The sequence below is a fragment of the Thalassococcus arenae genome (assembly GCF_019104745.1).
Lineage (GTDB): Bacteria > Pseudomonadota > Alphaproteobacteria > Rhodobacterales > Rhodobacteraceae > Thalassococcus_B > Thalassococcus_B arenae.
The window spans coordinates 615,043-640,491 of sequence record NZ_JAHRWL010000001.1 but is presented as its reverse complement, the minus strand read 5'-3'; the positions used below and the strand labels follow the sequence as shown (position 1 = coordinate 640,491).

At 67.4% G+C, this 25,449-nt stretch carries 27 protein-coding genes; 4 read left to right on the top strand and 23 right to left on the bottom strand.

Annotated features, from left to right (window positions below):
• Nucleotides 1–10 precede the first annotated feature (10 nt).
• From KUH32_RS03145 to hisD, 3 genes are read right to left on the bottom strand one after another with little or no spacing between them, the layout of a single operon-like run.
• Entirely contained in the window at nt 11–991 is a 981-nt protein-coding gene (locus KUH32_RS03145) for an alcohol dehydrogenase catalytic domain-containing protein (RefSeq protein ID WP_217776608.1), read from the bottom strand.
• On the bottom strand, nt 988–1,749 hold the full coding sequence (locus tag KUH32_RS03140) for an SDR family NAD(P)-dependent oxidoreductase (RefSeq protein WP_217776607.1): 762 nt from the start codon (nt 1,747–1,749) through the stop codon (nt 988–990). Before KUH32_RS03140 ends, KUH32_RS03145 begins: the two co-directional genes overlap by 4 nt.
• Nucleotides 1,742–3,049, bottom strand: coding sequence for a histidinol dehydrogenase (hisD, locus tag KUH32_RS03135; protein WP_217776606.1), 1,308 nt, complete (start codon nt 3,047–3,049; stop codon nt 1,742–1,744). Before hisD ends, KUH32_RS03140 begins: the two co-directional genes overlap by 8 nt.
• 229 nt (nt 3,050–3,278) lie before the next feature.
• On the opposite strand from hisD, the gene KUH32_RS03130 reads away from it, so the two are divergent.
• On the top strand, nt 3,279–4,304 hold the full coding sequence (locus KUH32_RS03130) for a LacI family DNA-binding transcriptional regulator (RefSeq protein ID WP_348541077.1): 1,026 nt from the start codon (nt 3,279–3,281) through the stop codon (nt 4,302–4,304).
• On the opposite strand, the gene KUH32_RS03125 is transcribed toward KUH32_RS03130, so the two are convergent.
• The 18 genes from KUH32_RS03125 to KUH32_RS03040 all read right to left on the bottom strand — a co-directional run bounded on the left by KUH32_RS03125 (nt 4,301) and on the right by KUH32_RS03040 (nt 18,243).
• On the bottom strand, nt 4,301–4,735 hold the full coding sequence (locus KUH32_RS03125; RefSeq protein WP_217776604.1) for an acyl-CoA thioesterase: 435 nt from the start codon (nt 4,733–4,735) through the stop codon (nt 4,301–4,303). The genes KUH32_RS03130 and KUH32_RS03125 overlap by 4 nt on opposite strands.
• Nucleotides 4,732–5,478 carry a TIGR02186 family protein gene (locus tag KUH32_RS03120; protein WP_217776603.1) on the bottom strand — a complete coding sequence of 249 codons (747 nt, stop codon included), beginning with the start codon at nt 5,476–5,478 and terminating at the stop codon, nt 4,732–4,734. The genes KUH32_RS03125 and KUH32_RS03120 overlap by 4 nt, the downstream gene beginning before the upstream one ends.
• Complete coding sequence (locus KUH32_RS03115; protein ID WP_217776602.1) at nt 5,478–6,392, bottom strand: sulfite exporter TauE/SafE family protein; 915 nt, start codon at nt 6,390–6,392, stop codon at nt 5,478–5,480. Before KUH32_RS03115 ends, KUH32_RS03120 begins: the two co-directional genes overlap by 1 nt.
• A gap of 50 nt (nt 6,393–6,442) precedes the next feature.
• Complete coding sequence (locus tag KUH32_RS03110) at nt 6,443–7,291, bottom strand: LysR family transcriptional regulator (RefSeq protein WP_217776601.1); 849 nt, start codon at nt 7,289–7,291, stop codon at nt 6,443–6,445.
• A gap of 240 nt (nt 7,292–7,531) precedes the next feature.
• A complete protein-coding gene (locus KUH32_RS03105; RefSeq protein WP_217776600.1) occupies nt 7,532–8,497 on the bottom strand; it encodes an ABC transporter permease in 966 nt (321 codons plus the stop codon).
• A gap of 3 nt (nt 8,498–8,500) precedes the next feature.
• Nucleotides 8,501–9,130: a LysE family translocator gene (locus KUH32_RS03100; RefSeq protein ID WP_217776599.1), complete on the bottom strand. Its 630-nt coding sequence runs from the start codon at nt 9,128–9,130 to the stop codon at nt 8,501–8,503.
• Nucleotides 9,131–9,135: 5 nt separating this feature from the next.
• A complete protein-coding gene (locus KUH32_RS03095; RefSeq protein WP_217776598.1) occupies nt 9,136–10,266 on the bottom strand; it encodes an ABC transporter permease in 1,131 nt (376 codons plus the stop codon).
• 65 nt (nt 10,267–10,331) lie between these two features.
• Nucleotides 10,332–11,873, bottom strand: coding sequence for an ABC transporter ATP-binding protein (locus KUH32_RS03090; RefSeq protein WP_217776597.1), 1,542 nt, complete (start codon nt 11,871–11,873; stop codon nt 10,332–10,334).
• Between the two features lie 97 nt (nt 11,874–11,970).
• Nucleotides 11,971–12,975 (bottom strand): BMP family lipoprotein, encoded by a 1,005-nt coding sequence (locus KUH32_RS03085; protein ID WP_217776596.1) that lies wholly within the window; start codon nt 12,973–12,975, stop codon nt 11,971–11,973.
• A gap of 141 nt (nt 12,976–13,116) precedes the next feature.
• The gene (gene rimI, locus KUH32_RS03080) at nt 13,117–13,530 is read right to left on the bottom strand and encodes a ribosomal protein S18-alanine N-acetyltransferase (RefSeq protein WP_217776595.1); all 414 of its coding nucleotides are present in this window, start codon (nt 13,528–13,530) and stop codon (nt 13,117–13,119) included.
• Nucleotides 13,520–14,086 carry a tRNA (adenosine(37)-N6)-threonylcarbamoyltransferase complex dimerization subunit type 1 TsaB gene (gene tsaB / locus KUH32_RS03075; RefSeq protein WP_217776594.1) on the bottom strand — a complete coding sequence of 189 codons (567 nt, stop codon included), beginning with the start codon at nt 14,084–14,086 and terminating at the stop codon, nt 13,520–13,522. Before tsaB ends, rimI begins: the two co-directional genes overlap by 11 nt.
• 172 nt (nt 14,087–14,258) lie before the next feature.
• Nucleotides 14,259–14,552 (bottom strand): DUF6958 family protein, encoded by a 294-nt coding sequence (locus KUH32_RS03070; RefSeq protein WP_217776593.1) that lies wholly within the window; start codon nt 14,550–14,552, stop codon nt 14,259–14,261.
• An 89-nt stretch (nt 14,553–14,641) separates the two neighbouring features.
• Nucleotides 14,642–15,205 (bottom strand): NifU family protein, encoded by a 564-nt coding sequence (locus KUH32_RS03065; RefSeq protein WP_217776592.1) that lies wholly within the window; start codon nt 15,203–15,205, stop codon nt 14,642–14,644.
• An 81-nt stretch (nt 15,206–15,286) separates the two neighbouring features.
• Nucleotides 15,287–15,799, bottom strand: coding sequence for a ClbS/DfsB family four-helix bundle protein (locus tag KUH32_RS03060; RefSeq protein ID WP_217776591.1), 513 nt, complete (start codon nt 15,797–15,799; stop codon nt 15,287–15,289).
• An 82-nt stretch (nt 15,800–15,881) separates the two neighbouring features.
• Complete coding sequence (locus KUH32_RS03055; protein WP_217776590.1) at nt 15,882–16,337, bottom strand: universal stress protein; 456 nt, start codon at nt 16,335–16,337, stop codon at nt 15,882–15,884.
• Between the two features lie 53 nt (nt 16,338–16,390).
• Entirely contained in the window at nt 16,391–16,846 is a 456-nt protein-coding gene (locus tag KUH32_RS03050; RefSeq protein ID WP_217776589.1) for a GNAT family N-acetyltransferase, read from the bottom strand.
• Nucleotides 16,843–17,706, bottom strand: a complete 864-nt coding sequence (locus KUH32_RS03045) for a branched-chain amino acid aminotransferase (RefSeq protein WP_217776588.1) — start codon at nt 17,704–17,706, stop codon at nt 16,843–16,845. Before KUH32_RS03045 ends, KUH32_RS03050 begins: the two co-directional genes overlap by 4 nt.
• A 57-nt stretch (nt 17,707–17,763) precedes the next feature.
• Nucleotides 17,764–18,243 carry a VOC family protein gene (locus KUH32_RS03040; protein WP_217776587.1) on the bottom strand — a complete coding sequence of 160 codons (480 nt, stop codon included), beginning with the start codon at nt 18,241–18,243 and terminating at the stop codon, nt 17,764–17,766.
• Nucleotides 18,244–18,625: 382 nt separating this feature from the next.
• Between KUH32_RS03040 and fdhF the strand changes: the two genes are divergently transcribed.
• On the top strand, nt 18,626–21,412 hold the full coding sequence (gene fdhF, locus KUH32_RS03035; protein WP_217776586.1) for a formate dehydrogenase subunit alpha: 2,787 nt from the start codon (nt 18,626–18,628) through the stop codon (nt 21,410–21,412).
• A 123-nt stretch (nt 21,413–21,535) separates the two neighbouring features.
• Entirely contained in the window at nt 21,536–21,694 is a 159-nt protein-coding gene (locus tag KUH32_RS03030; protein WP_217776585.1) for a hypothetical protein, read from the top strand.
• Here KUH32_RS03030 and KUH32_RS03025 read toward each other — a convergent pair.
• Both KUH32_RS03025 and KUH32_RS03020 read right to left on the bottom strand, forming a co-directional pair.
• Nucleotides 21,691–22,389, bottom strand: a complete 699-nt coding sequence (locus KUH32_RS03025; RefSeq protein WP_217776584.1) for a response regulator transcription factor — start codon at nt 22,387–22,389, stop codon at nt 21,691–21,693. The genes KUH32_RS03030 and KUH32_RS03025 overlap by 4 nt on opposite strands.
• Complete coding sequence (locus KUH32_RS03020; protein WP_217776583.1) at nt 22,386–24,272, bottom strand: hybrid sensor histidine kinase/response regulator; 1,887 nt, start codon at nt 24,270–24,272, stop codon at nt 22,386–22,388. Before KUH32_RS03020 ends, KUH32_RS03025 begins: the two co-directional genes overlap by 4 nt.
• Before the next feature lie 125 nt (nt 24,273–24,397).
• Here KUH32_RS03020 and KUH32_RS03015 point away from each other — a divergent pair, with 125 nt between their 5' ends.
• Nucleotides 24,398–25,441, top strand: a complete 1,044-nt coding sequence (locus KUH32_RS03015; RefSeq protein WP_217776582.1) for an aldo/keto reductase — start codon at nt 24,398–24,400, stop codon at nt 25,439–25,441.
• Nucleotides 25,442–25,449: the final 8 nt, after the last annotated feature.

Genomic DNA, 25,449 nt, shown 5'->3' with positions numbered 1-25,449 from the left:
TCGGGTCCAGCTAGGTCTGCGGCAACAGGATGATCTTGGGCGCGGCGACAGTGCCAGCCCTGAGATCGCGGAAGGCCGCAGACCCCTCGGCCAGCGGGCGCTGTTCGGTCCAGTCGAGCGGCCCCAAGCGGCCGTCGAAGATCGCCTGTGCGGTATCGCGGAAATCCTGCGCGGTGTAGGTGTAGGTGCCGATGAACGTGATCTCCTGCAGCGTCATCCGGCGGATATCCAGTCCGCCGGTATCCTCGCCCAGCCCGACATGGGCGATCACGCCACCCGGCGCGGCGGCGGCACTGGCCAGCGCGCGGGTCGCGGCATAGCCCACCGCGTCGATGACCAGCGGCCAGGCGCCCTCGGCCTTGTCGACGGCGCGCTGCCCGCAACGGTCGGACAGGAAGGCCCGGCGCGCCGCGCTGGGTTCGGCGATGGTGACGTCGGTCACCCCCTGCGCGGTCAGCGCCAATGCCGCGGCCAGCCCGATCGCGCCGCCGCCGATGACCAGCGCGCGGCGCTCCATCGACGGGTGCAGCGCGGCCAGCGCCAAGCGCACGGCGTGCCAGCTGACCGCCAGTGGTTCGGCCAGCGCGGCGGTCTCGAACGACACGCCGTCGGGCATAGCGACCAGGTTGCGGCCCGGCATCGACACGAATTGCGCAAACGCGCCTTCGCGCGGCGGCATCGAGATGATCTGGCGGCTGGGGCACAGGTTTTCCCGGCCCGCCAGGCAGGCGGGGCAGGTCAGGCAGGTGACCAGCGGGTTGAGCGTAACCCGCTCGCCGTCGCGGTCGCCGCCGATGATCGTCCCGGCCGCCTCGTGGCCCAGGATCAGCGGTGCGGGACGGCGGGCATCATGGCCCAGATAGGCATGCATGTCGGACCCGCAGATGCCCACCGCCTCGACCCGGATCAGGTGTTCGCCGGCGGCGGGCTTTGGGTCGGGGGCGTCGCGAAAACCCAGGGTTTCGACCCCGTCATAAATCAGCGCCTTCATTTCGCGGTGAACCCCCCGTCGACCATCAGGATCTGCCCGGTGACATAGGCCGAGGCGTCCGAGCACAGGAACAGGATCGGCCCGTCGATATCGGCCAGCGCGCCATTGCGCCCGATGCAGGTCTGCGCGGCGTTACGGGCCGCGCGCGCCGGGTCGTCGAACACCGCCCGGGTCAGTTCGGTGGGAAAGAACCCCGGGCCGATGGCGTTGGCGGTGATGCCGTGGGGCGACCAGGCTTCGGCCATCGCGCGGGTGAGCTGACCGATGCCGCCCTTGCTGGCCCCATAGGCGATGCCGCCGGGAAAGGCGCGTGTGGTCTGAAGACTGGCGAAGGTCACGATCCGGCCCCAGCCTTTGCCCCTCATCGCCGGCACCAGCGCCTGCGACAGGAAAAACGGCGCCGACAGGTTCAGCGCCAGGGTCCGGTCCCAGCCGTCGGGGGTGACATCATCGGCCGCTTGCCGCGTGTTCACGCCCGCCGCGTGGACAACGATATCCGGGGCGCCGAACGGCGCGGCGATGTCCGCGGCCAGCGCCGCGATACCGGCACGGTCGACCACGTCGCCGGTCACAGCGGCGCCGTCCGGGCCGATCTCGTCCGCCAGGTCGGCCAGCGCATCGCCGCGCCGCGCCACGCCGACCACCCTTGCCCCGGCGGCGGCCAGCGTCAGCGCGGCGCGGCGGCCCAGCCCGGAGCTGGCGCCGGTGACGCAGGCCACCCTGCCGGTCAGGTCGAACAGGGCGCGCGGGTCATGCATCGGCGCTGAGGTCGAAATTCTCGCCCGGGAAATACTTGGCCAGACGCACATCGGCGGCGCGGGCATGGCCCTCCATCCCCTCGAGCCGCGAGATCCGCGCGGTGGCGATGGCGACGTCGCGCGATGCCTCGGGCGTGGTGCGCTGCCAAGTCACGATCTTCATGTATTTGTGCACGCTCAGCCCGCCGGTATAGCCCGCCGCGCCCGATGTGGGCAGCACGTGGTTGGTGCCCGACGCCTTGTCGCCGTAGGATACGGTGGTTTCCTCGCCCAGGAACAGCGAACCGTAGCAGGTCAGCCGGTCGAGCCACCAATCCAGGTCGGCAGCCTGCACGGTCAGGTGTTCCGGCGCATAGGCGTCCGAGGTCGCGGCCATCTCCTCGCGGTCGGCGCACAGGATCACTTCGGCATAGTCGCGCCAGGCGGCGGCGGCGTTGTCGCGATTCACATCCGGCAGGTCGGCGATCAGGGCGGGCACGCGGTCCATCACGTCCTCGGCCAGGGCGCGGTCGTCGGTGACCAGCCAGACCGGCGAGTTGTAGCCGTGCTCGGCCTGGCTGACCAGATCGGTGGCGACGATATGCGGATCGGCGGTCTTGTCGGCCAGGATCAGGCTGTCGGTCGGACCCGCGATCATGTCGATGCCGACGCGGCCGAACAGGATGCGCTTGGCCTCGGCCACGAACTGGTTGCCGGGACCGACGAGGATGTTCGCCTTGGGCAGGCCGAACAGGCCGAAGGTCATCGCCGCGACGCCCTGCACCCCGCCCATCGCCATGATCTTGTCGGCGCCGCAGATATGCGCGGCATAGACGATCGCGGGGGCCACGCCGACATCGGGACGCGGCGGCGAACAGGCGGTGATGTGCTTGCAGCCGGCGACCTTGGCGGTGGTAACGGTCATGATCGCGCTGGCGATATGGCTGTAGCGCCCGCCGGGCACATAACAGCCCGCGGCGTCCACCGGGATGGCTTTTTGCCCCGCCACGAAGCCGGGCGAGATTTCCATCTCGACATTGGCGACGGTCGATTTCTGCATCTCGGCAAAGCGTTTGACGTTGTCATGCGCAAACCGGATGTCGGCCTTGAGCTTGTCCGGCACCAGCGCGCTGGCGGCCTCGATTTCTTCGGGCGTCAACATCACGTTGCCGGTGTAGCGGTCGAACTTGGCGGCGTATTCCAGAGCCTTGGCGTCACCGCCCGCCTCGATATCGGCCAGGATGTTCACAACCGTCTCGTGCACTTCGGAGGCGTCCGATTTCGACGTCAGCGTCGCTTTCTTGAGATAGTCGCGGGTCATTGGATCTGGCCTCCGGTTGGAACGTCAAGCCGCTCACGCCGGCGGCCGCCGCGGGTCCGGCGATGGCGCCGTCGGCGCCTCGGCGAAGGAGACCGGGCAGGGCAGGCAGCAGGCTGGCCCCCATTCTGTAAGCGTTTACATTTGATTCGTGCAAGCGCTTACACTATCGATGGGCGTACATTCGGTTTTCGTGAAAGACGCCGTTCGAATTCCCACAAGGAGGGCAATCGTGGACCTTCCAGACCGTCAGAGCTTTCCGACGCTGACCGACGTGGCGCGCGCGGCGGGCGTGTCCACGGCCACGGTGTCGCGGTGTCTGAACACGTCGGGAAAAGTCTCCGGGGCGACGCGTGAAAGGGTCATGCGCGCTGTCGAAACGCTGGGTTACACGCCGAATTTCGGGGCCCGCGCGCTGGCGGCCAAGCGCACATTCACCATCGGCGCCATCATTCCGACGATGGAAAACGCGATCTTCGCACGCGGCTTGCAGGCGTTTCAGGAAACGCTGCACGACAAGGGCTACACCTTGCTCGTCTCCAGCACCGCCTATCGCCCCGACCGCGAAGCGGAACAGATCAGGACGCTGGTGGCGCGCGGCGCCGACGGGCTGTTGCTGATCGGCTACGAGCGGGATCCCGAGATCTACGATTTCCTGCGCAGCCGCCGCGTGCCGGTCCTGTTGGCCTGGGCCCATCAGACCGGGAACCCGCACCCCGCCGTGGGATTCGACAACCGGGGTGCCATGGCGGCGCTGACCCGTGCGGTGCTGGCGCACGGGCATACCGCCATCGCGGTGATCTCGGGCATCCTGCGCGGCAACGACCGGGCCTCCGAGCGCCTGGCCGGCATCCGCGGCGTCCTGCAAGAGAACGGGCTGGACCCGCACGCCCTGCCGGTCATCGAGACCGCCTATGACATCGACAACGGTGCCCGGGCCTTCGCCACGCTGATGCAGGCCTGCGACCGGCCGACGGTGGTGATGTGCGTGAACGACGTGCTGGCCGCCGGCGCCATGCAGCAGGCCCGCGCGATGGGGATCGCCGTGCCTGAAGAGGTGTCGATTACCGGCTTCGACGACATCGAACTGGCACGGCTGGTGACCCCGCAACTGACCACCGTGCACGTGCCGCATCGGCAGATGGGCAGCCTGGCCGCCCGGGAACTGGTGCGCATGGTCGAAACCAAGGGCGAAGGCGTTTCGCACGAACTGCAAAGCGCGCTTCGATTGCGCGCCTCGCTGGGGCGCCGGGGCTAGGCGATCCGAAGCGTCTCGAAAATCGACCGGACGGCTTGCGGTATCGGGCGCGGCCGGCCGTCATCGCCGGTCAGAACCTGTGCGAAGAACCCTTCGGCGCAGGCGATGGCCGCGTCGTTTGCGAACAGTCCGACCTCGAGCCGGATCGAGCTTTGGCCCAGATGGCCCAGCCGCAACCCGGCATGGATGGTATCGGGAAACCCGGTTTCGGCGTGATAGCGGCAGCCGGATTCGACGACCAGAAACCGGTTCGCCTGCGGCCCGGTGATGGGCACGCCGTTTTCCATCTGCCAGAGGCTGATCGCGGTGTCGAACAGCGCGTAGTAGGTGGCGTTGTTCATGTGCCCGTAGGCGTCGTTGTCGTCCCACCGGGTGGGCAGAACGCGGAACGCCGTGTAGGCGCCGCGCGGCGACGGCGCGGGGCGGCTCATCCCGACCGCAAGGCGCGGAAGGCGGCCGAGGCGCCCCAGCCGGCGGCGATGGCGATGGCCAGAGACATCAGACCGTAGACCAGCGGCTGGTTGCGCGACAGTTCGAACAGCCAGCGTTCCAGCCCGACCTTCTGCACGTCGATCACCGTTTCGAATTTCGAGATCACCTTGCGGTCGCGGGTCAGGAAGATGCGCGTCGGATAGGCGCCTTCGGTCAGGTTGGCCGGCAGCCGGATCGCGGTGTTGAACAGCGTCTGCTGGCGCAGTTCGACGGCGCCCTGCAGCAGCTGGTACTGGTCGCCGCGCGCCCGGATGCGGATCAGCGCGTCGGTGAAGTTCTTGGTATCGCGAAGCTCGGTGCCGACGGCGCGGATCGCCCGCGGGATCGACACGCGATGGCGCAGGTCTTCGGTATCCGAGATCACCTCGGACCACGGCCCGGACGTCGCGACGGCATAGAAGGTGGGTGCGGCGTCGACCTCGGCGGCGTCGGTGTTGATCCAGATCCCGAAACGGCGTTCCTTGCGGCGCACGGTGACCGGCAGAGAGGGGCCGGCCACGGCCACGATCACGTGCAGCGGTTGTTCGGGGATCGTGGTCTCGCGCTTGATGGCGCCATAGATCAGGATTTCCGAACCGTCGAAATCGGTCGAGATCGAAATCGTGTCCTTGCTGAGCCCCAGCACCACCTCTTCGGCCCGGGCGGGCAGGGCGAGCGCGAGAAGGATCAGCAACCAGCGCATCAATGCCCCCCCGCTGCGCCGATGCTGTATAGCTCGGCCGGGGTCAGCAGCAGATCGAGCGCCAGCTTGCCGCAGACCGCCAGCACCATCAGCGCCAGCAGGATGCGCAGCTGTTCGGCCTTGAGGCGCGCACCGATGATCGTGCCGATCTGTGCGCCGATCACCCCGCCGACCAGCAGCAGCACCGCAAGAACCACGTCGACGGTATAGTTCGTCGTCGCATGCAGCAGGGTGGTGAAACCGGTGACGAAGATGATCTGGAACAGCGAGGTGCCGACCACCACCTTGGTCGGCATGCCCAGCAGGTAGATCATCGCGGGGACCATGATGAAGCCGCCGCCGACGCCCATGATCGCGGCCAGGATGCCGACGCAGACGCCGACGATCAGCGGCGGGATCACCGAGATGTAGAGCCCCGAGGTGCGGAACCGCATCTTGAGCGGCAGGCCGTGAATCCAGTTGTGTTTCTTTCGGGGGGGCGGTGCGCCGCGGCGTTGCTTGCGCAGGGTCCGCAGGCTTTCGATGAACATCAGCCCACCGATCACGCCCAGGAAGACGACGTAGCACAATCGCACCAGGAGATCGACCTGGCCCAGGCTTTTCAGGTAGTTGAAGATCCCCACGCCAAGCGCCGCGCCGACCAGGCCGCCCACCAGCAGCACCGTTCCCATCCTGAGATCGACGGATTTTCGTCGCAGATGCGCAAGCACGCCGGAAAAGGATGACGCGACGATCTGGTTGGCTTCGGTCGCCACCGCCACGGCGGGCGGAATGCCGATGAAGAACAGCAGCGGCGTCATCAGGAACCCGCCACCCACGCCGAACATTCCCGACAGCACGCCGACGATCCCGCCCAGGCCCAGAAGCAGGAAGGCGTTCACGGAAACCTCGGCGATGGGGAGGTAAATCTGCATATAAACTTGGTAGCGCGCGCGCCGGGCAAAACGCAACGGCAAAGCGGGTGTCAGCCGTCTTGCGGCGCGGGGCGCAGGGACCGGTCGGTCAGGATCGCGGCCAGGGACTCGAGCGCGGCGCGCACCGGGGGATCGTGCCGGGCCTCGTGATGCGCGACAAGCCATTCCTCGTGCTGCAACGCGTCGATCGGCGGCCCGATCTGGACCAGTGCGGGATCGCCGCGCGCAGCGAAGCGCGGCAGCACGATGCGCCCCGCCCCGGCGCGCGCCAGGTCCATGGCAAGGCGCGGATCGTTGACCGTGGTCGTGATGGCGTCGCCGTGATGGGCCGCCAGCCAGCGGGCTGAGGGCGGCTGGGTGTCACCACGCACCGCGATATGGCCGGTCACATCCGCCGAACGTGCGAAAACGGCATAGTCGATGGTCGCGGTCATGCGGCCGCTGAGCCAGCTTTGATCGGGCCGGACGTTGCGGATGCCGATGTCGGCCTCGCGCCGGGCGATGTCCAGTTGGGCCTGCGCGGACAGGAATTCCGGCATCCATGAGGCTTGGGGCGACCAGACCGCGCCGACATGCCGGGCGATGAACCGCGCCGTCCACGTCCCTGCGGTGATCCGCACGCGGTGGCGGCTTTGCTGTTCGGACAAGCGGGCGATCCCGTTGGCGATCTCGCGCAGCGGCGCGGCCTGGGCCAGCAGCGCGCGCCCGTCGCTGGTCAGCGCATAGCCGCGTGGCCCACGCTGGAACAGGCGCCGGCCCAGCCGCGCCTCCAGTTCGGTCATGCGGCGGCCCAGCGTCGGCGGGCTGACACCGGTGGCCCGGGCCGCCCCGGCCAGACCGCCGGCATCGGCGATGGCGATGAACAGCGCGAGGTCGTCAAGCGATGCCTGTCGTTTCATTTCTGAAAGATGACTTGCGATCTTTTCGACTGCAAGGCTCAAGAACCAAGGCGTATCTCTGAATCACCCTTTTAGGAACGAAAGGAAGACAGCGATGTTGCCCGTCATCCCGCCACCACGGCCCATTCACCGCCGGCAAACCGGCTTTGCCAAGGAGCGCACCACGTTCGCATGCCGTGCAAGCGCGGCACGGCGGCGCGGGCGCCGCCGCCGTATCGTCTGGTTGCTGGGATGGCTGTTCTAGCGTTCCTTGACGTAGGGCTCGCCGCCCGCGCGCGGCGGGATCGCCTTGCCGACAAAGCCCGCCAGGATGACCACGGTCAGGATATAGGGCAGGGCGTCCATGAACTGCACCGGGATGGTGAAGCCGCCCAGGTCGATGTTCTGGTAGCGCAGCGCCAGCGCCTGCAACAGGCCGAACAGTAGGCAGGCCGACAGCGCGTACCACGGCCGCCACTTGGCAAAGATCAGCGCCGCCAGCGCGATGAAGCCGCGCCCGGCGGTCATTTCCTTGACGAAGCCCGCCTGCAGGCCGGTGGCCAGGTAGGCGCCCGCCAGCCCGCACAGCACGCCGCAGATGAGCACCGCGGTGTAGCGCAGGCGGATCACCGATACCCCGGCCGTATCCACCGCCTCGGGCGCTTCGCCAACGGCGCGCAGGCGCAGGCCGAACCGGGTGCGGAACAGCACCCACCACGACAGCGGCACGATCAGGAACGCCATGTAGACCAGCGCCGAATGGCCCGAGATCAGGTCGGCATAGATCGGTCCCAGGAACGGCACCGGGCGCAGGGTTTCGGCCAGCGGCAACGTGATTTCGGAAAACCGCGCGGCGCCGGTCAGCGACGGCGTCCTGCCGCCCTGGCTGAACCAGTCCTGCGCCACCAGCACCGTCAGCCCCGAGGCGAGAAAGTTGATCGCCACGCCCGAGATCAACTGGTTGCCGCGGAAGGTGATCGAAGCCAGCCCGTGGATCAGCGACATCACCATCGACGACGCGATGCCCGCCAACAGGCCCAGCCAGACCGAGCCGGTCATGAAGGCCACCGCGGCCGAGAAGAAGGCCGAGATCAGCATCTTGCCCTCGAGCCCGATGTCGAACACCCCGGCGCGTTCCGAGAAAAGCCCGGCCAGGCAGGCCAGCAACAGCGGCGTCGCGAGGCGCACCGTGCTGTCGAGAAGCTGCAGGAGCGTGGCGAAATCCATGGCTCAGATCCTCGTTGTCGCGAGTTTGAACGCGGTGAAGGCGAAGAAGCCCCCCAGCGTCGCCTCGATCCAGCGGCGTCCGCGTGCGTAAAGTGCGGTGAAGGCCCGCGAAGACAGCGCGACGGCCCAGGCACCGTGACCGAGGAAGGAGTTCAGGAAGGCACCCAGCAGGAACAGCGCGATTACCGGCCAGGGCGCGGCGGCGAAATTGGCCACCGCGACGGCCGCAAGCCAGTAGAGGATGGCCTTGGGATTGGTAAGCTGCATCGCCAGTCCCGCAAGCGCCACACCGCGCGTGGCGGGCTGTCTAAAGGCGGCTGCGGGCGGTGGCGGTGGTGCGACAGCGCGGCCGAATGCCTTCCAGGCCAGCCATGTCAGGTAGGCCGCGCCGGCCAATTTGACCGCGGTCATCGCCCAGGCCAGTTGCGCCACCAGCGCACCCAGCCCGATGATTGCGGCGAAGGCCAGGCAGACCGCCCCGGTGCCGATGCCGAGACAGGTGGTGATCGCCGGGCCGCGCCCCCTGGTGGTCGCCACGGTCAGGATGAGCGCGACGCCCGGTCCCGGCGACAGCACCCCCAGAAGCTGGATGCCCCAGCCGGCGAGTAGATTGGGAAGCCACTCGGCCAGCATCGCGCCTACTCCGCCGGGTCCGATTGCGCCGAGCGCGCATCGGGTTTCGGCGCGCGGCGCGCGGCGAGGAACAGCTTTTCCAGGGGCATGCGCACCAGGTTGTCCAGCGCCCCGGTGAACAGGATCACCAGCGCCTGGATCACGGTGATCAACTCGCGCGGGATGTTGGTCCAGAGCGCCAGTTCCGCCCCGCCCTGGTAGAGGAACCCGAACAGCAGCGCCGCCAGGAACACCCCCACCGGATGGCTGCGGCCCATCAGCGCGACCGCGATGCCGATGAAGCCCGCGCCTTCGGTGGCGTTCATCACCAGCCGCTCGGCCTCGCCCATGGTGGTGTTGAGCGCCATCATCCCGGCCAGCCCGCCCGAGATCAGCATCGCCACGACGGTGATGCGCACCGGCGAGATCCCGGCATATCTGGCGGCGGTTTCGGAATGGCCGAAGGCGCGGATCTCGTAGCCCAGCCGGGTGCGCCAGACGAGGTACCAGAAGGCGACGCAGACCAGCACCGCGATGAAGAAGGTCACGTTGGCCGGCGAGCCGCGGAACATCGCGGTTTCGGCGGTGGAAAACATCTGCTGGAAGGTCGGCAGATGCGTCGCCTCGGGAAACAGCGCCGAGGCCGGATCCTGAGAACCCCGGGGCCGCAGCATGTTGACCAGCACGTAGTTCAGCACCGCCGCGGCGATGAAGTTGAACATGATCGTGGTGATGACGATATGGCTGCCGCGCCTGGCCTGCAGATAGGCCGGGACGAACGCCCAGGCGGCGCCGAAGGCCGCGCCGGCGAACATCGCCGCCACCAGGGCGATGGTCCAGTGCGGCCACGGGATGAAAAGGCAGACCAGCGCCACCCCGAGCCCGCCGATCATCGCCTGGCCTTCGCCGCCGATGTTGAACATGCGGGCGTGAAAGGCGATGGCGACGGCGAGACCGGTGAAGATGAAATTGGTGGTGTAATACAGCGTATAGCCCCAGCCCGACGACCGCATCAGCGCCCCGTCGACCATCAGCCAGAAGGCCTGGAGCGGGTTTTCACCGATGGCCAGGATCACGCCGGCCGACAGGATCGCCGCAAGCACGATCGAGAAAAGCGGCACGAGGACGGCATCGGCCCAGGCAGGCATTCTATCCATGAGTTCGGTTCCCGTGGCTTGCGTCGTGCCGCGTATTTTTCAAAGAGAAGAAGCAGGGGACGGGATCAGGCACGGGCGGCCTCGCGCGTGTCGGTGACGCCGGCCATCAGCAGGCCCAGTTCGGTTTGGTCGGTCTCGGAGGGCAGGCGTTCGCCCATGATCTGGCCGTCGAACATCACCGCGATGCGGTCGGACAGCGACAGGATCTCGTCCAGCTCGACAGACACGAGCAGGATCGCCTTGCCGGCATCGCGCAATTCGATGATGCGTTTGTGGATGAATTCGATGGCACCGATGTCGACGCCGCGGGTGGGCTGGCCGACCAGCAGCACGTCGGGGTTGCGCTCGATCTCGCGGGCCAGCACGATCTTCTGCTGGTTGCCGCCCGAGAAATTGCGCGCCAGAAGGTTCGGGTTGGGCGGGCGGACATCGAAGCGCTGCATCTTTTCCGCCGCTTCGGCCCTGATCAGCGCGTTGTTCATCAGGGGGCCGGACTGGATATGGGGATCGCGGTGATAACCGAAAACCGTGTTTTCCCAGGCGGTATAGGGCATGATCAGCCCCTCGCGCTGGCGGTCTTCGGGCACGTGGGCGATGCCGCGGGCGCGGCGGGTCTGGCCGTCGGAATGATGGCCGGTCAGGTCGATTTCGGCGCCGTTGACGCGGATCGTGCCGGTGGCGTCCGCATAGCCGCCCAACACTTCGAGCAGTTCCGACTGGCCGTTGCCCGACACGCCCGCGATGCCGACGATCTCGCCCGCGCGCACGGCGAGCGAGATGCCCTTGAGCCGCTCGACCCCGTCCTCGTCGACATGGCGCAGGTTCTCGATCTCGAGGACCGGCGCGCCGGGTTGGGCCGGCTTCTTGTCGACCCGCAGCAGCACCTTGCGGCCGACCATCAGTTCGGCCAGTTCCTCGGGGCTTGTCTGGGAGGTCTTGACCGTCGCCGTCATCTCGCCGCGCCGCATCACGCTGACGGTGTCGGTGATCTTCATGATCTCGCGCAGCTTGTGGGTGATCAGGATGATCGTCTTGCCCTGGTCGCGCAGCCCTTCGAGGATGCGGAACAGGTGGTCGGCCTCGGCCGGGGTCAGCACGCCGGTGGGCTCGTCCAGGATCAGGATGTCGGCCTGCCGGTAGAGGGCCTTGAGGATCTCGACCCGCTGCTGGTGGCCGACGCTGAGTTCCTCGATCAGTTCATCGGGATCGACGTTCAGTTCGTATTCCTGCGCCAGCTGTTTCAGCACGCCGCGTGCCTTGGCCAGCGACGGGTGCAAGAGCGCGCCGTCCTCGGCGCCGAGGATGACGTTTTCCAGCACGGTGAAGTTCTGCACCAGCTTGAAATGCTGGAAGACCATGCCGATGCCGGCGGCGATGGCGGCCTGGCTGTCGGGGATGTCGGTCTTTTTTCCGCCGATGAAAATCTCGCCCGCATCGGCCTTGTAGAAGCCGTAGAGGATCGACATCAGCGTCGACTTGCCCGCGCCGTTCTCGCCGATGATGCCGTGGATCGTGCCGCGTTCGACCCGGATCGAGATATCCTTGTTGGCCTGCACCGGGCCAAACGCCTTGGAGATGCCTTTCAGCTCGATCGCGGGGGCGGTCATGGGCTGATCCTCGGTCGGGTAAGGTGCAACCGGGCGCGCCGACGATCCCGCGCGCCCGGGCTGTGTGCAGGGCCGGGCATGCCCGGCCCCGTTTCGATCAGAAGTCCAGAACCGGGCAGCTGTCGTTGGTGTAATAGGCCGCCACTTCGAGCGAGCCGTCGATGATCGCGGCGCGTGCGGCCTCGACCTTTTCGCGCATCTCGGCGGTCAGCAGCGCCTCGTTGTTCTCGTCGACGGCATAGCCGACGCCCTCTTCGGCCAGGCCCAATGTCATGAATTTGCCGGTTTCCAGGTTCTCGCCCGCGGTCATCGCCTCGAACACGGCAACATCGACACGCTTGAGCATCGAGGTCAGGACCTTGCCGGGATGCAGGTGGTTCTGGTTGCTGTCCACGCCGATCGACAGGATGTTTTCATCGGCGGCGGTCTGCAGCACGCCCACGCCGGTGCCGCCCGCGGCGGCATAGATCACGTCGGCGCCCTGGCTGATCTGCGCCTTGGCCAGTTCCGAACCCTTGACCGGGTCGTTCCAGGCGGTCGGCGTGGTGCCGGTCATGTTGGCGATGATGTTGATGTCGGGATTCACCGCCTTGGCACCCTGCGCATAGCCGCAGCCGAAATGGCGGATCAGCGGGATGTCCATGCCGCCGATGAAGCCCACGGTGCCGGACTTGGACGCCATCGCCGCCAGCATGCCCACCAGGTAGGACCCCTGGTGTTCCTGGAAGTTGATCAGCAGCACGTTTTCGGGCACTTCGGGCAGCCAGCCGTCGACGTTGACGAACTTGGTGTCGGGGTAATCCTTGGCGACCTCGCCGACGATGTTGGCGATGGCAAAGCCGGTGGTGACGATCGGGTTCATGCCGGCTTCGGCGAAGCGGCGCAGGGCCTGTTCGCGCTGCGCTTCGGACTGGATCTCGATATCGCGGTAGCTGCCGCCGGATTCCTTGGCAAAGCGTTCGGCGCCGTTGAAGGCGGCTTCGTTGAACGACTTGTCGAACTTGCCGCCCAGGTCGTAGATCAGCGCCGGTTCGGCCAGCGCGGCTCCGGCGGTCAGCGCCAACGCGGCCGCGGCGCCCAGAAATTTGCTCATGAAGGTCATGGTTTGCTCCCAGGTGTTGGACTGCGGCGGGTTGGTCCCGCCGCTTGGTCGGAAAATCGTCGGATGACGGGGATTAAGGCCGTAGGCACCGGCAAGGGTCAACCGGATTCTTGCCTTGGCTCGTGTCGCCGGTGACTGACCCTAGGTCAGATCGCACCGCATGACCGCCGCGTCCTCGTTCGGCCCGCCCTTTCGGCGGTAATAGTCTGCACGCCGGGCGATTTCGGCAAAGCCGCACGCGCGGTAAAGCCCGAGCGCGGCATCGTTCCCGGCGGCGACTTCGAGGAACACGCTGTCGATTCCCCGGGCTGCCGCATCGCGCAGAAAGTCGTTGACCAGGGCCCGCGCGATCCCCCGCCTGCGTGCTTCGGGATGCACGGCGATGGTCAGGATCTCGGCCTCGGGCGGCAGATTGCGGGCCAACAGGAAACCGCTGTTCCCCGAGCTGTGCAGGATCGTGCCGCGCTGTGCGAGCAGATCGTGAAACTCGCCGGCGCTCCAGGGCGCGTCGGGAAAGCAGGCGGCGTGCAGCGCCGCCAGCGCCTCAGGCGTCATCCAGGATCACCGGCGGGGTATCGCGCGACGGCGCGGCATCGGCGGGCCGGACATAGAGCGGCGCTGGGCGTGGCCCCGGTTCCCGCGTCGCGGCGACCCGACCGATCCGTTCGGCCAACAAAACGGGGTTCGACAGGAAAATCGCCCCGACTGCCTCGGTCATGGGGCGCAGTTCCGGCGTGCCACCGGGTGGGCAGACATAGACCTGTCCGCGTGGCGCTACGACCGCTGCGACCGCGTCCGGCATGTCGAAATGGATCGCGTCGAAGGTCGACACGCCGATCGCGGGAATGCCCAGCCCCAACGCCAGCCCGCGGGCGGTGCTGACGGCGATGCGGATGCCGGTGAAATTGCCCGGCCCCACGCCGACGCCGATCCGGTCGAGGTCGGACCATTGCAGGCCCGCGTCGGTCATCAGGTTCTGCAGCAGGGGCATGAGCCGTTCGGCCTGTCCGCGCGCCATGTCTTCGTGCGCCGTCACGACGGTTTCGCCATCGCGCAGCACGGCGGCGGCGCAATAGGAACCGGAGGTGTCGAAGGCAAGCACATTGGTCATGGCGCCGGTCTTACCGGTCCGCGTTCAGACTGTCACGCGCCGACGCCGGGTGCCGGGGCAGGCCGTCTTCCGTATGCAGCCTTGGGTTTCGAGCCGGCCGGCGCCGTAACAGCAGCGGCCGCTCGGGACTGTCATGCTTGCCGTGGCATCGTCGTCAACCGGCCTGCGCCCGTCAGTCCGGCCGGAAGAACGTCAGCGGCTTTGTCTTGGCGCGGGTCACCAGGCCCTTGGCCTCGAGATCGAGCTGGACGCATTTCTGCCACCAGCCAAGCGCCTTGCCGCCCGGGAAAAGGTCTTGTGGAAGGCCCGGGCGTATCGCGTCCTTGATCTGCGCCGCGCTCAGGCCGGGTTCGCCGACCGGAAGTGCGGCCAGCATCAGGGTACGGATCGCCTGGTATTTCGCCGCATCCACCCGCTCCGTCAGGCCGGGGTGATTCACGTTCTCGACTTCGACCTTGTCGACCATATGCCTTGCCTTCCGCTTTCCAATGCAGCCTAGCACAAACGCAAACGGGCGCCGCCGGGGCGCCCGTCGAAACACGCCGGTGGTGGCGTTCAGGCCATCACGGGGCGGACCTCGGTCACTTCGGGAATGTAGTGGCGCAGCAGGTTCTCGATGCCCATCTTCAGCGTCAGGGTCGAAGACGGGCAGCCCGCGCAGGCGCCCTGCATGTGCAGATAGACCACGCCGCGGTCGAAGCCGTGAAAGGTGATGTCGCCGCCATCCTGGGCCACCGCAGGGCGCACCCGGCTGTCCAGCAATTCCTTGATCTGGCCGACGATTTCCGCATCCTCGCCGCTGTGTTCGGCATGGCCGCCGGCCTGGGTGGCGCCATCGCTCATGACTGGTTCGCCAGACTGGAAATGCTCCATGATCGCGCCCAGGATCGCTGGTTTCAGGTGATCCCAGTCGATGTTTTCGGCCTTGGTCACGGTGACGAAATCGGTGCCGAAGAACACGCCCGAGACGCCGTCGACGCCGAACAGGCGTTGTGCCAGAGGCGACGCGCTTGCGCCGTCGGCGGACGGGAAATCGGCTGTCCCCATCTCCAGCACTGTCTGGCCGGGCAGGAATTTCAGAGTTGCGGGGTTCGGTGTGGATTCGGTCTGGATGAACATGGCGGCGCCCTTTCTGGCTTGGCATTCTATATGCGCAGCCGGGGGCCGTGCGTCAAGGATTGGAACGATTCTAAGCCAGCCTCAGCCGGGCGCCTTCGCGGCCTTCAGCCGCGCCCGGATATACTTGGCCGCCGACCGGTAATGCGATGCGCCCGCCGCCTCGGCCCAGCGGCCCGGCGTCCAGGCATTGCCGCCGCCCGGCATCGGCGCGCCGTACAGCGCCGCGTCGTCGCGCGCCGCGATGAAATCCATCAGCCGTGCATGGTTGTCGCGCAGAAGGGTCCGCGCGGCATCCCAGTCCAGTCCGGCCTGAGCCGCGCGCAGATCGGCGTTGAACCGGCGCAATTCGTTCCACTTGTATCCCGGCGCGGGCATCTCGACCGGTTCTCCGGCTTGACCCCGGGCATACCAGTCCAGGAACAGGGCGATCCAATGCGCCCGATGCCCGGCGATGTCCTTGAGCGTCGTGTCATCGGCGCCGGGATCGGGTTTCAAGCGCAGCGCCTCGGGCACCGAATCGAGCACGCGCTCGAACTTGGCGAATTCGCTCGCCGTGATCGCGCTCAGGTCTTTCTTGGTCGTTGCCGCCGGCATGATGACACCCTCTGGCCCCCCAATCGCAGATCGGTACCCAGATGCGATTGATCCAGATCAGGCATCTGCCCGTTACGTTCCGTCAGGTGATCGCTTCGAGCCGTTCTTTCGACAGATCGCCGGGCACGATCGTGATCGGCATCGGCAGCGAGCCGGAATTCCGCGTCAGTTGCGTGACCAGCGGGCCCGGCCCCTTCTTGTCCGCGGCGGCGCCCAACACCAGGACGCCGATATCGGGGTCGTTGCGGACCTGGGCAAGGATTTCGGTCACCGGGTCGCCTTCGCGGATCACCAGTTCGGGGTCGACCCCCTGCTTGTCGCGCATCCACTTGGCGAAGACCTCGAAATGGGCGTGGATGCGTTCGCGCGCCTCTTCGCGCATGACTTCGCCGACGCCGATCCAGTGGTTGAACTCGTCCGGAGGAATGACCGAAAGGATCGCCACGCCGCCGCCCGTCCGGGCCGCGCGCATGGCGGCGAACCGCATCGCGTTGAGGCATTCGCGGCTGTCATCCAGCACGACGAGGAACTTGCGCATCTCGGTCTCCCTGCGGGCGGATCATGGCGAAGCCGTGCCGCGGTGGCAAGCGCTCAGAGCGCCAGCGACAGCAACGGCAGGTGGCGGCCCGGGATCGAACCGGAAGGCGCGGTGCCGATCCTGACCGCGCCCATGCGGGCATAGAACGGCTCGGCGCCGGGGTCGGATTCGATGAGCAGCGCGGTTGCCCCGATGTCGCGGGCGGTATCGCAGGCCCACCGCAACAAGGCGGCGCCGCAGCCGCGCCGCATGGCGCGCGGCGCGACGAACAGTTTCTCGAGCTGCGCGGTTCGGCCGGCGACCGAAACCTGGACGAAGCCGGTAAAGCCGCGGGCGTCGCGCGTCACCGCGCAGGGATCGGCCAGGTCGGTTGCGCGCACCGTCAGTTCGTCGCGGGCCGCCGACATGAAGGCCGCGTCATAGCCCCAATGCGCCTTGGCGGTCAGGCACAGATCGGTCAGCGCCGCCAGGTCGGCCGGACCGGCTTGCCTCAGCGGTTCGGCGATCATGCCGCGCTGGCGGCCCAATCCCAGTACATCTCGCGCACGCGGCGGGTGACGGGACCGACCTGATAGGAGATATCCTCGAACCCGGTCACCGGCGTCACCTTGTGCATGTTGCCCGACAGGAAGACCTCGTCGGCGTCCTCGAAATCGGCGAAGGACAGCACGGTTTCCACCACCTCGACCCCGTCGGCGCGCAGGTTCGCGATGTGGCGCGCGCGGGTGATCCCGGCCAGGAAGGTGCCGTTGGGGATGGGCGTGAAAACCACGCCGTCGCGCACCATGAAGACGTTGGACGTGGCCGATTCCGCGACATTGCCCATGGCGTCGGCCACCAGCGCGTTGCCGAAACCGCGGGCGCGCACTTCGGCCAGCATCCGGGCGTTGTTGGGATAGAGGCAACCCGCCTTGGCGTTGACCACCGCATCTTCGAGCACCGGCCGGCGGAACCGCGTGCGGCCCAGCGTGACGGTGGCCTCGGGCGGAGCCAGCGGAATCTCTTCGAGGCACAGCGCGAACCCGGTGCCGCCGGGTTTGGGCACGATGGCCGTGGCGTCGCCGTCGATCGCCCAGTACATCGGCCGGATATAGACCGCGGCATCCCTTGGATAACGCGCCAGCCCGTCCCGCGCGATGGCCACCATGTCCTGGGTCGAGACGGTGGGTTCGACCATCAGCGCGGCGGCCGAACGGTTGACGCGGGCGCAATGGGCGTCGAGATCCGGTGTCAGCCCGTCGATGCAGCGCGCCCCGTCGAAAACCGACGAGCCCAGCCAGGCGCCGTGATCGGCGGCGTGCATGATCGCCACGTCACCATCGTGCCAGGTGCCGTTGAAATAGGTGCGGATATTGCTGCCCGTGGCCATGGCGTCCTCCTTTTGCGTGGCGGAGCCTAGGCGCGCTGTGCGGCGAGGTCCAGCCGTTCAGGGCGCCTCGGCCAGCAGCGCGTCGAGATCGAGCGGCGCGTTGACCATCGCCAGATCGCCATTGCCGTCGCGCGGCCAGTCGCGGGGCGCCCGGTCGCGGTAGATCTCGATCCCGTTGCCGTCGGGATCGCGGAAATAGACCGCTTCGGACACACCGTGATCGGCGGCACCGTCGATCGGTACACCGGCGGCGATGACGGATTTGAGCGCGGCGCCGAGGGCCGCGCGGTCGGGATAGAGAAAGGCGGTGTGGTAGAGCCCTGTGGCGTCGCCGGCGGGCTGCGGCCCGCCGCGGCTGTGCCAGGTGTTCAACCCGATATGATGGTGATAGCCGCCCGCCGCGAGAAAAGCGGCCTGGCTGCCGTAGCGCTGCGTGACAGCGAACCCCATCACGTCGCGGTAGAAGGCGACGGCGCGGTCGAGATCGGCGACCTTGAGATGGACATGGCCGATGCGGGTGTCGGGATGGGCGGACATGGCGTGGCTCCGTTGTCTTGATCCGTTCGAATATGGTCGATGCGCCGCATCGCGAAAGGCCGGTCCGCGCGGAGGCCCTGTGCGGCGCCGAACAACGGCCCGAACGAGCGCCTTCGGCGCGCAGGATCAGGCCCGGCCCGCCTTTGGCAGGCCGGGCCGGTCGGCCTTTGGAAACGATGGCGCGTTCGACCGGCGGCGTGCCGCCGGGCACCGGATGCGCGGGGCGTGTTTGAAAAAGAGAAGAAGCAGGGCTTCTGAAAGGGGGCATTTGCCGACGATCGGAAACCGCGAGGGCCGCAATTGCGCAGGCAGGTGTCGGGAATGGTGGACGCGCGCCGGTGCGGGAATGCTCTAAGATGGCGGCGAGACAGGAGAGATGCGCATGTCCGACAGGATCCGGTTCACGCTCGACGGCGAGACGGTCGAGGCCGAAAAGGGAATGACGATCTGGGAGGTGGCCCACGGCCGGGGCCTGACCATCCCGCATCTGTGCCACAAGCCCGCTCCGGGCTACCGACCCGACGGCAATTGCCGGGCCTGCATGGTGGAGATCGAGGGCGAGCGGACCCTGGCCGCGTCCTGCATCCGCGAACCGTCCGAGGGGATGGTGGTCAACACGGCCAATGCCCGCGCCACCCAGGCCCGCAAGATGGTGATGGAACTGCTGCTGGCCGACCAGCCGGCGCGCGAGGATGCGCATGACCGCTCGTCGCATCTGTGGGACATGGCCGAGGCCAGCGGCCTGTCGGCAAGCCGGTTTCCCCAGCTGGAGAAAGCGCGCATCCCGCTGCTGGACGACAGCCATGTCGCGATGCGGGTGAACCTCGATGCCTGCATCCAGTGCGGTCTGTGCGTGCGTGCCTGCCGCGAGGTGCAGGTCAACGACGTGATCGGCATGGCGGGCCGCGGGCATGATGCCTACCCGGTCTTCGACATGGACGACCCGATGGGCGACAGCACCTGCGTGGCTTGCGGCGAATGCGTGCAGGCCTGTCCGACCGGCGCCTTGATGCCGGCCACGGTTCTGGACGATGCGCAGCGTGGCGACAGCGCCGATTTCGACCGCGAGGTGAAATCGGTCTGCCCGTTCTGCGGCGTCGGTTGCCAGGTGTCGATGAAGGTCAAGGGCGACCGCATCGTCAATGTCGAGGGCATCAACGGCCCCGCCAACGAAGGCCGGCTTTGCGTCAAGGGGCGGTTCGGTTTCGACTATATCCACCACCCGCACCGGCTGACCAAGCCGATGATCCGCCGCAAGGATGCGCCGGAAAAGGGGCTGAATGTCGATCCCGCCAATCCCTGGACGCATTTCCGCGAGGCGACCTGGGACGAGGCGCTGGACGCCGCCGCGCACGGGTTGCAGGACCTGCGCAGCTATTACGGCGGCACGTCGGTGGCCGGGTTCGGCAGCGCCAAATGCACCAACGAAGAGGCCTATCTGTTCCAGAAATTCATCCGCCAGGGGTTCGGCCACAACAACGTCGACCATTGCACGCGGTTGTGCCATGCCTCGTCGGTGGCGGCGCTGATGGAGAATGTGGGCTCGGGCGCGGTGACGGCCACGTTCAACGAGATCGAGAATGCCGACGTGGCCATCGTGATCGGCGCCAACCCGACCGAGAACCACCCCGTTGCCGCCACCTATTTCAAGCAATTCGCCAAGCGTGGCGGCAAGCTGATCGTGATGGACCCGCGCGCCCAGGCGCTGCGGCGCCACGCGGCGCACATGCTGCAGTTCCGGCCCGGCACCGATGTGGCGCTTCTGAACGCGATCATGAACGTGATCGTCGAGGAAAAGCTGTATGACCGGCAATATATCGAGGGCTTTACCGAGGGCTTCTTCGAGTTCCGCGACCATATCCGCGCCTTCACGCCCGACCGGATGTCCGAATTGTGCGGCATCGACGAGGACACGATCCGCACCGTGGCGCGCACTTTCGCGCGGGCCGAGCGGGCGATGATCTTTTGGGGGATGGGGGTCAGCCAGCATATCCACGGCACCGACAATGCGCGCTGCCTGATTTCGCTGGCGCTGCTGTGCGGCCATATCGGGCGCCCCGGCACCGGGCTGCATCCGCTGCGCGGGCAGAACAACGTCCAGGGCGCGTCGGATGCCGGGCTGATCCCGCAGGTCTTGCCGGATTATCAGAGCGTGACGGACCCGGAGGTGCGCGCGCTGTTCAAGCATATCTGGCGCGGCACCGAGATCCAGGCGACGCCGGGCCTGACCGTGGTCGAGATCATGGACCGCGTCTATCGCGGTGAAATCAAGGGCATGTACATCCTGGGCGAGAACCCCGCGATGTCCGACCCGGATGTCGATCACGCGCGCAAGGCGCTGGCGCAGCTCGACCACCTGGTGGTGCAGGACATCTTTCTGACCGAGACGGCGAATTATGCCGACGTGATCCTGCCCGCCTCGGCCTTTGCCGAAAAGACCGGCACCGTGACCAACACCAACCGCCAGGTGCAGGTGGCGCGCCAGGCGGTGCCGCCGCCGGGCGAGGCGCGCGAGGATTGGGAAATCCTGGTCGACCTGGCGCGGCGCATCGGGCTGGACTGGGATTACGACGATCCGCGCGAAGTGTTCGACGAGATGAAGATGTCGATGCGGTCGCTGCATCACATCACCTGGAAACGGCTGGAGGAACAGAACGCCGTGACCTATCCGACCTCGGGCCCGAACGATCCCGGTGCGGCGGTGGTGTTCGGCGACGGCTTTCCGCGGCGCGCGGGCCGGGCCAAGTTCACCCCCGCCCGGGTGACCCCGCCGGCCGAGTTGCCCGACGAACGGTTCCCGATGATCCTGACCACCGGGCGGCAGCTGGAGCATTGGCATACCGGTTCGATGACGCGGCGGGCATCGGTTCTGGACGCGGTCGAGCCGGAGGCGAACTGTTCGCTGCACCCGTCGACCCTGCGCAAGCTGGGGGTGGAGCCGGGCGGCAAGGTGCGCCTGACCACCAGGCGCGGATCGGTCGAGGTGATGGCGCGGGCCGACCGCGCGGTGGCGCCCGACATGGTGTTTCTGCCCTTCGCCTATGTCGAGGCTGCGGCGAATATCCTGACCAACCCCGCACTGGACCCGTTCGGCAAGATCCCGGAGTTCAAGTATTCCGCCGTGCGGGTCGAAAAGGTCGAAGGCGCGGCACAGGTCGCGGCGGAATGATCCGGCGGTGCGGGCCCGAGGGCCCGCGCAGGGTGTCTCGGCCCGGTCCTTGCGGCCCGGTCCTGCGCGCTTGTGGACATCCGCCGCCCTTGTCGGGCAAGTTGTCCGCCAGGAGGACGGACGATGGACCCTTTGGCGCTGGTTTTCTATGCGGTGATCTGTGGCGCGCTGAGCCTGGCCGGGCCACGGCTGGGGCCGCCCTGGCGGCGTTTCGCCGTGGGGGCCGCTGTCGGCGTCGTGGCGGTGATCGTCCTGCCGCTGGTTCGCGGCGTCTTTTTCTAGGACCAGGCCACCTCGCCCAGAAAGATGTAGCCTGCGCCGTAGATCGTCTTGATCAGTTGCGGGTTTTTCGGGTCGTCGCGCAGCTTGGTGCGCAGTCGCGAGATGCGCACATCCATCGCCCGGTCGAAACTGTCGCCCGCGGTGCCGCCCAGGCTTTCCTGCATGAAGGCGCGGGTGATCAGCCGGTTGGGGCGTTCCAGGAAAAGCCGCAGAACCGCGCCTTCGGCTTGTGACAGGGCGGTTTCACGCCCTTCGGGATCTTCCAGTGCGAAGCGGTCGAAATGCGCCGCCCAGCCGTTGAACCGCGCTGTTCGTCGGGCGCTGTCCGCCGGTTTCTGGCTGCGCAGGCGGGCGCGGACGCGGGCCACCACTTCGGCCGGATCGAAGGGCTTGATGATGTAATCGTCGGCGCCCAGTTCCAGCCCGGTGATGCGGTCCTGCACCTGGGCGCGGCCCGAGATGATGATGACGCTGGCGCCTTTCTCAAGCGCCAGCCGATGCACCAGGCTCAGACCGTCGCGGTCGGGCAGACCCAGATCGACCAGGCAGAGATCGGGCGTCGCGTGGCGCAGGGCGGCCTCGAACTCGGTCGCGCGGCCAAAGCTCTGGGTGCGGAATCCGGCCTCGGTCAGCGCCTCGGACAGCATGGCCCGGATCGCCGGTTCGTCGTCCAGGATCGAGATCAGGGCAGTCATGCGGCGGATCTTTCGCTGCGAAGGAAGGCGGACAGTTCGGCGGGCGAGAACGGCTTGGACAGGACCGGCCCGCCGCTGCGGGCGGCCTGGTGCAATGCGTGCTGCGGCGGCAATGAGGTCATCAGGAAGACCGGCCTGTCGCGCAGCCGGTCGCGCAGGTCGATCCCCGTCGCTTCGCCCTCCAGAAGGATGTCGGACAACACCAGCCGGATGTCGGGCAGTCCGTCGGCCAACGCGCAGGCCTCGTCGACCGAGGCGGCCTCGATCACCGAATAGCCCGCGCCGGTCAGCATCTCGCGGATCGTCATGCGCAGGTCGGCGCTGTCTTCGACCAGCAAGACCAGCCCTTCGGCCTCGGCGGTGTCGGCGCGGCGCAAGGGCAGGCGCAGATGCACCCGCGCCCCGGTTTCGCCATTGCCCAGCCGCACCTCGCCGCCCGCCAGTTTCACGGTGTCATAGACCATCGCCAGGCCCAGACCGGACCCGCCGCCCCCCTTGGTGGTGAAGAACGGGTCCAGCGCGTGGTGCAGCGCGGTTTCGGAAAAACCCGGCCCGCTGTCGGATACGGTGATATCGAGCCAGGTATCCTGCACCTCGCGCATCTCGATGTCGATCCGCCCGGTGCCGCCGCAGGCGTCACGCGCGTTCAATACCAGATTCAGCAGCGCGTCCTGCATCAGGCCCGGATCGATAAGAACGCGGCCGTCGGGCGGCGGTGCGATGGCCAGCGTCATCGCATCGCTCAGTGTCGGCCGCGCCAGCGTGGCGAGATCGTCGAGAAACGCCGCCAGTGTCACCGGCTCGGGCCGCCAGCTGCGGCGCGCGGTGATGTCTGCGATGCGGTTCAGCAGATCGCCGCCGCGCCGCGCCGCCTGCAGGGTCGCGGTGATGAGAGGCTCGGCCTCCGGCCCCGGCGCCAGGCGTGCCAGCTTGGACTGCATGCCCAGGATGATCGTGAGCAGGTTCGAGAAATCATGCGCCAGACCGGATGTCAGCTGTGCCGCCATTTCCCGCCGCCGGGTCTGTTGCAACACTGCGCGGGCCTGGGTTTCCTCGGTCACGTCCTGGCTGAGGATGTAGACGCCCTTTTCCACCGGGTCGGGGGTGAATACCGCGCGGATGCGGCGCGAACTGTCGTCGTCGGTGAACTCGAACGTGCTTTGACGCCCGTCCATCGCCTGTTCCAGATGCGGCCGGATGCGGGCATAGGCGGGCCCGAGCGCGTCCGAGATGTGGAGCCCGACAATGCTGGACGGTCGCCCCGGCATGACCGATGACAGCCGCCGGTTGGAATAGGTATAGCGGCCCTGGCCGTCGACGCGGGCGATATGGGCCGGCATCATTTCGGTCGTGGCGCGGGTGCGGGCCTCCATCTCGGTCAGCTCGCGGCGCGCCTCTTCCAGCGCGCTGATCGTAGCGGCCAGTTCCCGGTTGGTGGCGGCCAGTGCTTCGGATCGGCGCAGCACTTCTTCGGACAGCAGTTCCGACCGGGTGCGCAGCAATGCCTCCTGTTCCTTGACGCGGGTGATGTCGGTATAGACGGCGACCCAACCGCCCTGCGGCAGCGGCGCGCCTTCGACGCTGATCGTGCGGCCGTTGGCGCGGGTGCGTTCCATGTAATGCGGCTCGAAGGCCAGGGCCTGGTCGACGCGCGCCCGGATGAAGGCTTCGAGATCCTCGATCGGGCCGTATTCGCCGCGCACGGCCAGATGCCGGATCGTGTCGGCAAAGCGCGTGCCGGGTTTCAGCAGGTCGGGCGGCAGATCGAACATCTCGGCAAAGCGCGCATTCGAAGCCGCCAGCCGCAGATCGCCGTCGAAGATCGTCAGCCCCTGCTGGATCAGGTTCAGCCCGGCCTGGATCAGCGGCCCCGTCGATGCCATGCGCCCGCCCTTGCTTTGGTCGCATCCTTTTTCCCAGCATATTGCCAAGGGTGCAACAGGGGCGGTTGCTTGCCCCCGCAGCGGTGCTTGCCTATCGTGCGGCCAAAGCGAACAGGAGCCTTCCCATGCGTATGAACCCCTTGGGCCGCAGCGGCCTGACGGTGTCCGAACTGTGTCTCGGCACCATGACCTACGGCACCCAGACCCCGCCCGAGGACGCCCACGCCCAGATGGACCGCGCGCTGGATGCCGGGATCAATTTCCTCGACACCGCCGAGATGTATCCGGTCAATCCGATTTCCAGGGAAACCGCGGGGCGGTCCGAAGAAATCGTCGGCGACTGGTTCGCGAAAACCGGGCGACGGGCCGAATGGATCGTCGCGACCAAGATCAGCGGCGCGGGGCAGAAGGCGGTGCGCGACGGGGCGCCCATCACCGGCGACGCGATCCCCGGCGCCGTCGAGGGATCGCTGAAGCGTTTGAAGACCGACCATATCGACCTGTACCAGCTGCACTGGCCGAACCGGGGCAGCTACATGTTCCGTCAGAACTGGCACTACGACCCGTCGAAACAGAACCGTGCCGACACCGTGCAGCACATGCACGATGTCCTGGGCGCGCTGTCGCGCGAGGTCGAGCGCGGGACGGTCCGGCATTTCGGCGTGTCCAACGAAAGCGCCTGGGGCACGGCGATGTGGTTGCAGGTGGCCCAGCAAACCGGCGGGCCGCGAGTGATGTCGATCCAGAACGAATATTCGCTGCTGTGCCGGCTTGCCGATACCGACCTGGCCGAGCTGATGGTGAACGAGGATGTCGGCCTTCTGCCCTTTTCGCCGCTGGCGGCGGGTTACCTGACCGGCAAGTATCAGGGTGGTACGGTGCCAGATGGTTCGCGCATGTCGCTGAACCCCAAGATGGGCGGCCGGGCATCGGAAAGGGTGTTGGGGGCCGTCGACGCCTATCTCGCAGTGGCGCGCGATTTCGGGATCGATCCGGTGCACATGGCGCTGGCCTGGTCGGCGCGGCGGCCCTTCGTGGCCTCGTCGATCTTCGGCGCGACGACGGATGCGCAATTGCAGCACCTGCTCAAGGCGGCCGAGATCACGCTGTCGGAGGATCTGCTGGCGCGTCTGGACGCGACCCACAAGGCATGGCCGATGCCTTACTAGCTCTGCAC

Coding starts and splice junctions, on each gene's coding strand:
- KUH32_RS03145 (WP_217776608.1), bottom strand. CDS start 991: ATGAAGGCGCTGATTTATGACGGGGTCGAAACCCTGGGTTTTCGCGAC.
- KUH32_RS03140 (WP_217776607.1), bottom strand. CDS start 1,749: ATGCATGACCCGCGCGCCCTGTTCGACCTGACCGGCAGGGTGGCCTGC.
- hisD (WP_217776606.1), bottom strand. CDS start 3,049: ATGACCCGCGACTATCTCAAGAAAGCGACGCTGACGTCGAAATCGGAC.
- KUH32_RS03125 (WP_217776604.1), bottom strand. CDS start 4,735: ATGAGCCGCCCCGCGCCGTCGCCGCGCGGCGCCTACACGGCGTTCCGC.
- KUH32_RS03120 (WP_217776603.1), bottom strand. CDS start 5,478: ATGCGCTGGTTGCTGATCCTTCTCGCGCTCGCCCTGCCCGCCCGGGCC.
- KUH32_RS03115 (WP_217776602.1), bottom strand. CDS start 6,392: ATGCAGATTTACCTCCCCATCGCCGAGGTTTCCGTGAACGCCTTCCTG.
- KUH32_RS03110 (WP_217776601.1), bottom strand. CDS start 7,291: ATGAAACGACAGGCATCGCTTGACGACCTCGCGCTGTTCATCGCCATC.
- KUH32_RS03105 (WP_217776600.1), bottom strand. CDS start 8,497: ATGGATTTCGCCACGCTCCTGCAGCTTCTCGACAGCACGGTGCGCCTC.
- KUH32_RS03100 (WP_217776599.1), bottom strand. CDS start 9,130: ATGCTGGCCGAGTGGCTTCCCAATCTACTCGCCGGCTGGGGCATCCAG.
- KUH32_RS03095 (WP_217776598.1), bottom strand. CDS start 10,266: ATGGATAGAATGCCTGCCTGGGCCGATGCCGTCCTCGTGCCGCTTTTC.
- KUH32_RS03090 (WP_217776597.1), bottom strand. CDS start 11,873: ATGACCGCCCCCGCGATCGAGCTGAAAGGCATCTCCAAGGCGTTTGGC.
- KUH32_RS03085 (WP_217776596.1), bottom strand. CDS start 12,975: ATGACCTTCATGAGCAAATTTCTGGGCGCCGCGGCCGCGTTGGCGCTG.
- rimI (WP_217776595.1), bottom strand. CDS start 13,530: ATGACGCCTGAGGCGCTGGCGGCGCTGCACGCCGCCTGCTTTCCCGAC.
- tsaB (WP_217776594.1), bottom strand. CDS start 14,086: ATGACCAATGTGCTTGCCTTCGACACCTCCGGTTCCTATTGCGCCGCC.
- KUH32_RS03070 (WP_217776593.1), bottom strand. CDS start 14,552: ATGGTCGACAAGGTCGAAGTCGAGAACGTGAATCACCCCGGCCTGACG.
- KUH32_RS03065 (WP_217776592.1), bottom strand. CDS start 15,205: ATGTTCATCCAGACCGAATCCACACCGAACCCCGCAACTCTGAAATTC.
- KUH32_RS03060 (WP_217776591.1), bottom strand. CDS start 15,799: ATGCCGGCGGCAACGACCAAGAAAGACCTGAGCGCGATCACGGCGAGC.
- KUH32_RS03055 (WP_217776590.1), bottom strand. CDS start 16,337: ATGCGCAAGTTCCTCGTCGTGCTGGATGACAGCCGCGAATGCCTCAAC.
- KUH32_RS03050 (WP_217776589.1), bottom strand. CDS start 16,846: ATGATCGCCGAACCGCTGAGGCAAGCCGGTCCGGCCGACCTGGCGGCG.
- KUH32_RS03045 (WP_217776588.1), bottom strand. CDS start 17,706: ATGGCCACGGGCAGCAATATCCGCACCTATTTCAACGGCACCTGGCAC.
- KUH32_RS03040 (WP_217776587.1), bottom strand. CDS start 18,243: ATGTCCGCCCATCCCGACACCCGCATCGGCCATGTCCATCTCAAGGTC.
- fdhF (WP_217776586.1), top strand. CDS start 18,626: ATGTCCGACAGGATCCGGTTCACGCTCGACGGCGAGACGGTCGAGGCC.
- KUH32_RS03030 (WP_217776585.1), top strand. CDS start 21,536: ATGGACCCTTTGGCGCTGGTTTTCTATGCGGTGATCTGTGGCGCGCTG.
- KUH32_RS03025 (WP_217776584.1), bottom strand. CDS start 22,389: ATGACTGCCCTGATCTCGATCCTGGACGACGAACCGGCGATCCGGGCC.
- KUH32_RS03020 (WP_217776583.1), bottom strand. CDS start 24,272: ATGGCATCGACGGGGCCGCTGATCCAGGCCGGGCTGAACCTGATCCAG.
- KUH32_RS03015 (WP_217776582.1), top strand. CDS start 24,398: ATGCGTATGAACCCCTTGGGCCGCAGCGGCCTGACGGTGTCCGAACTG.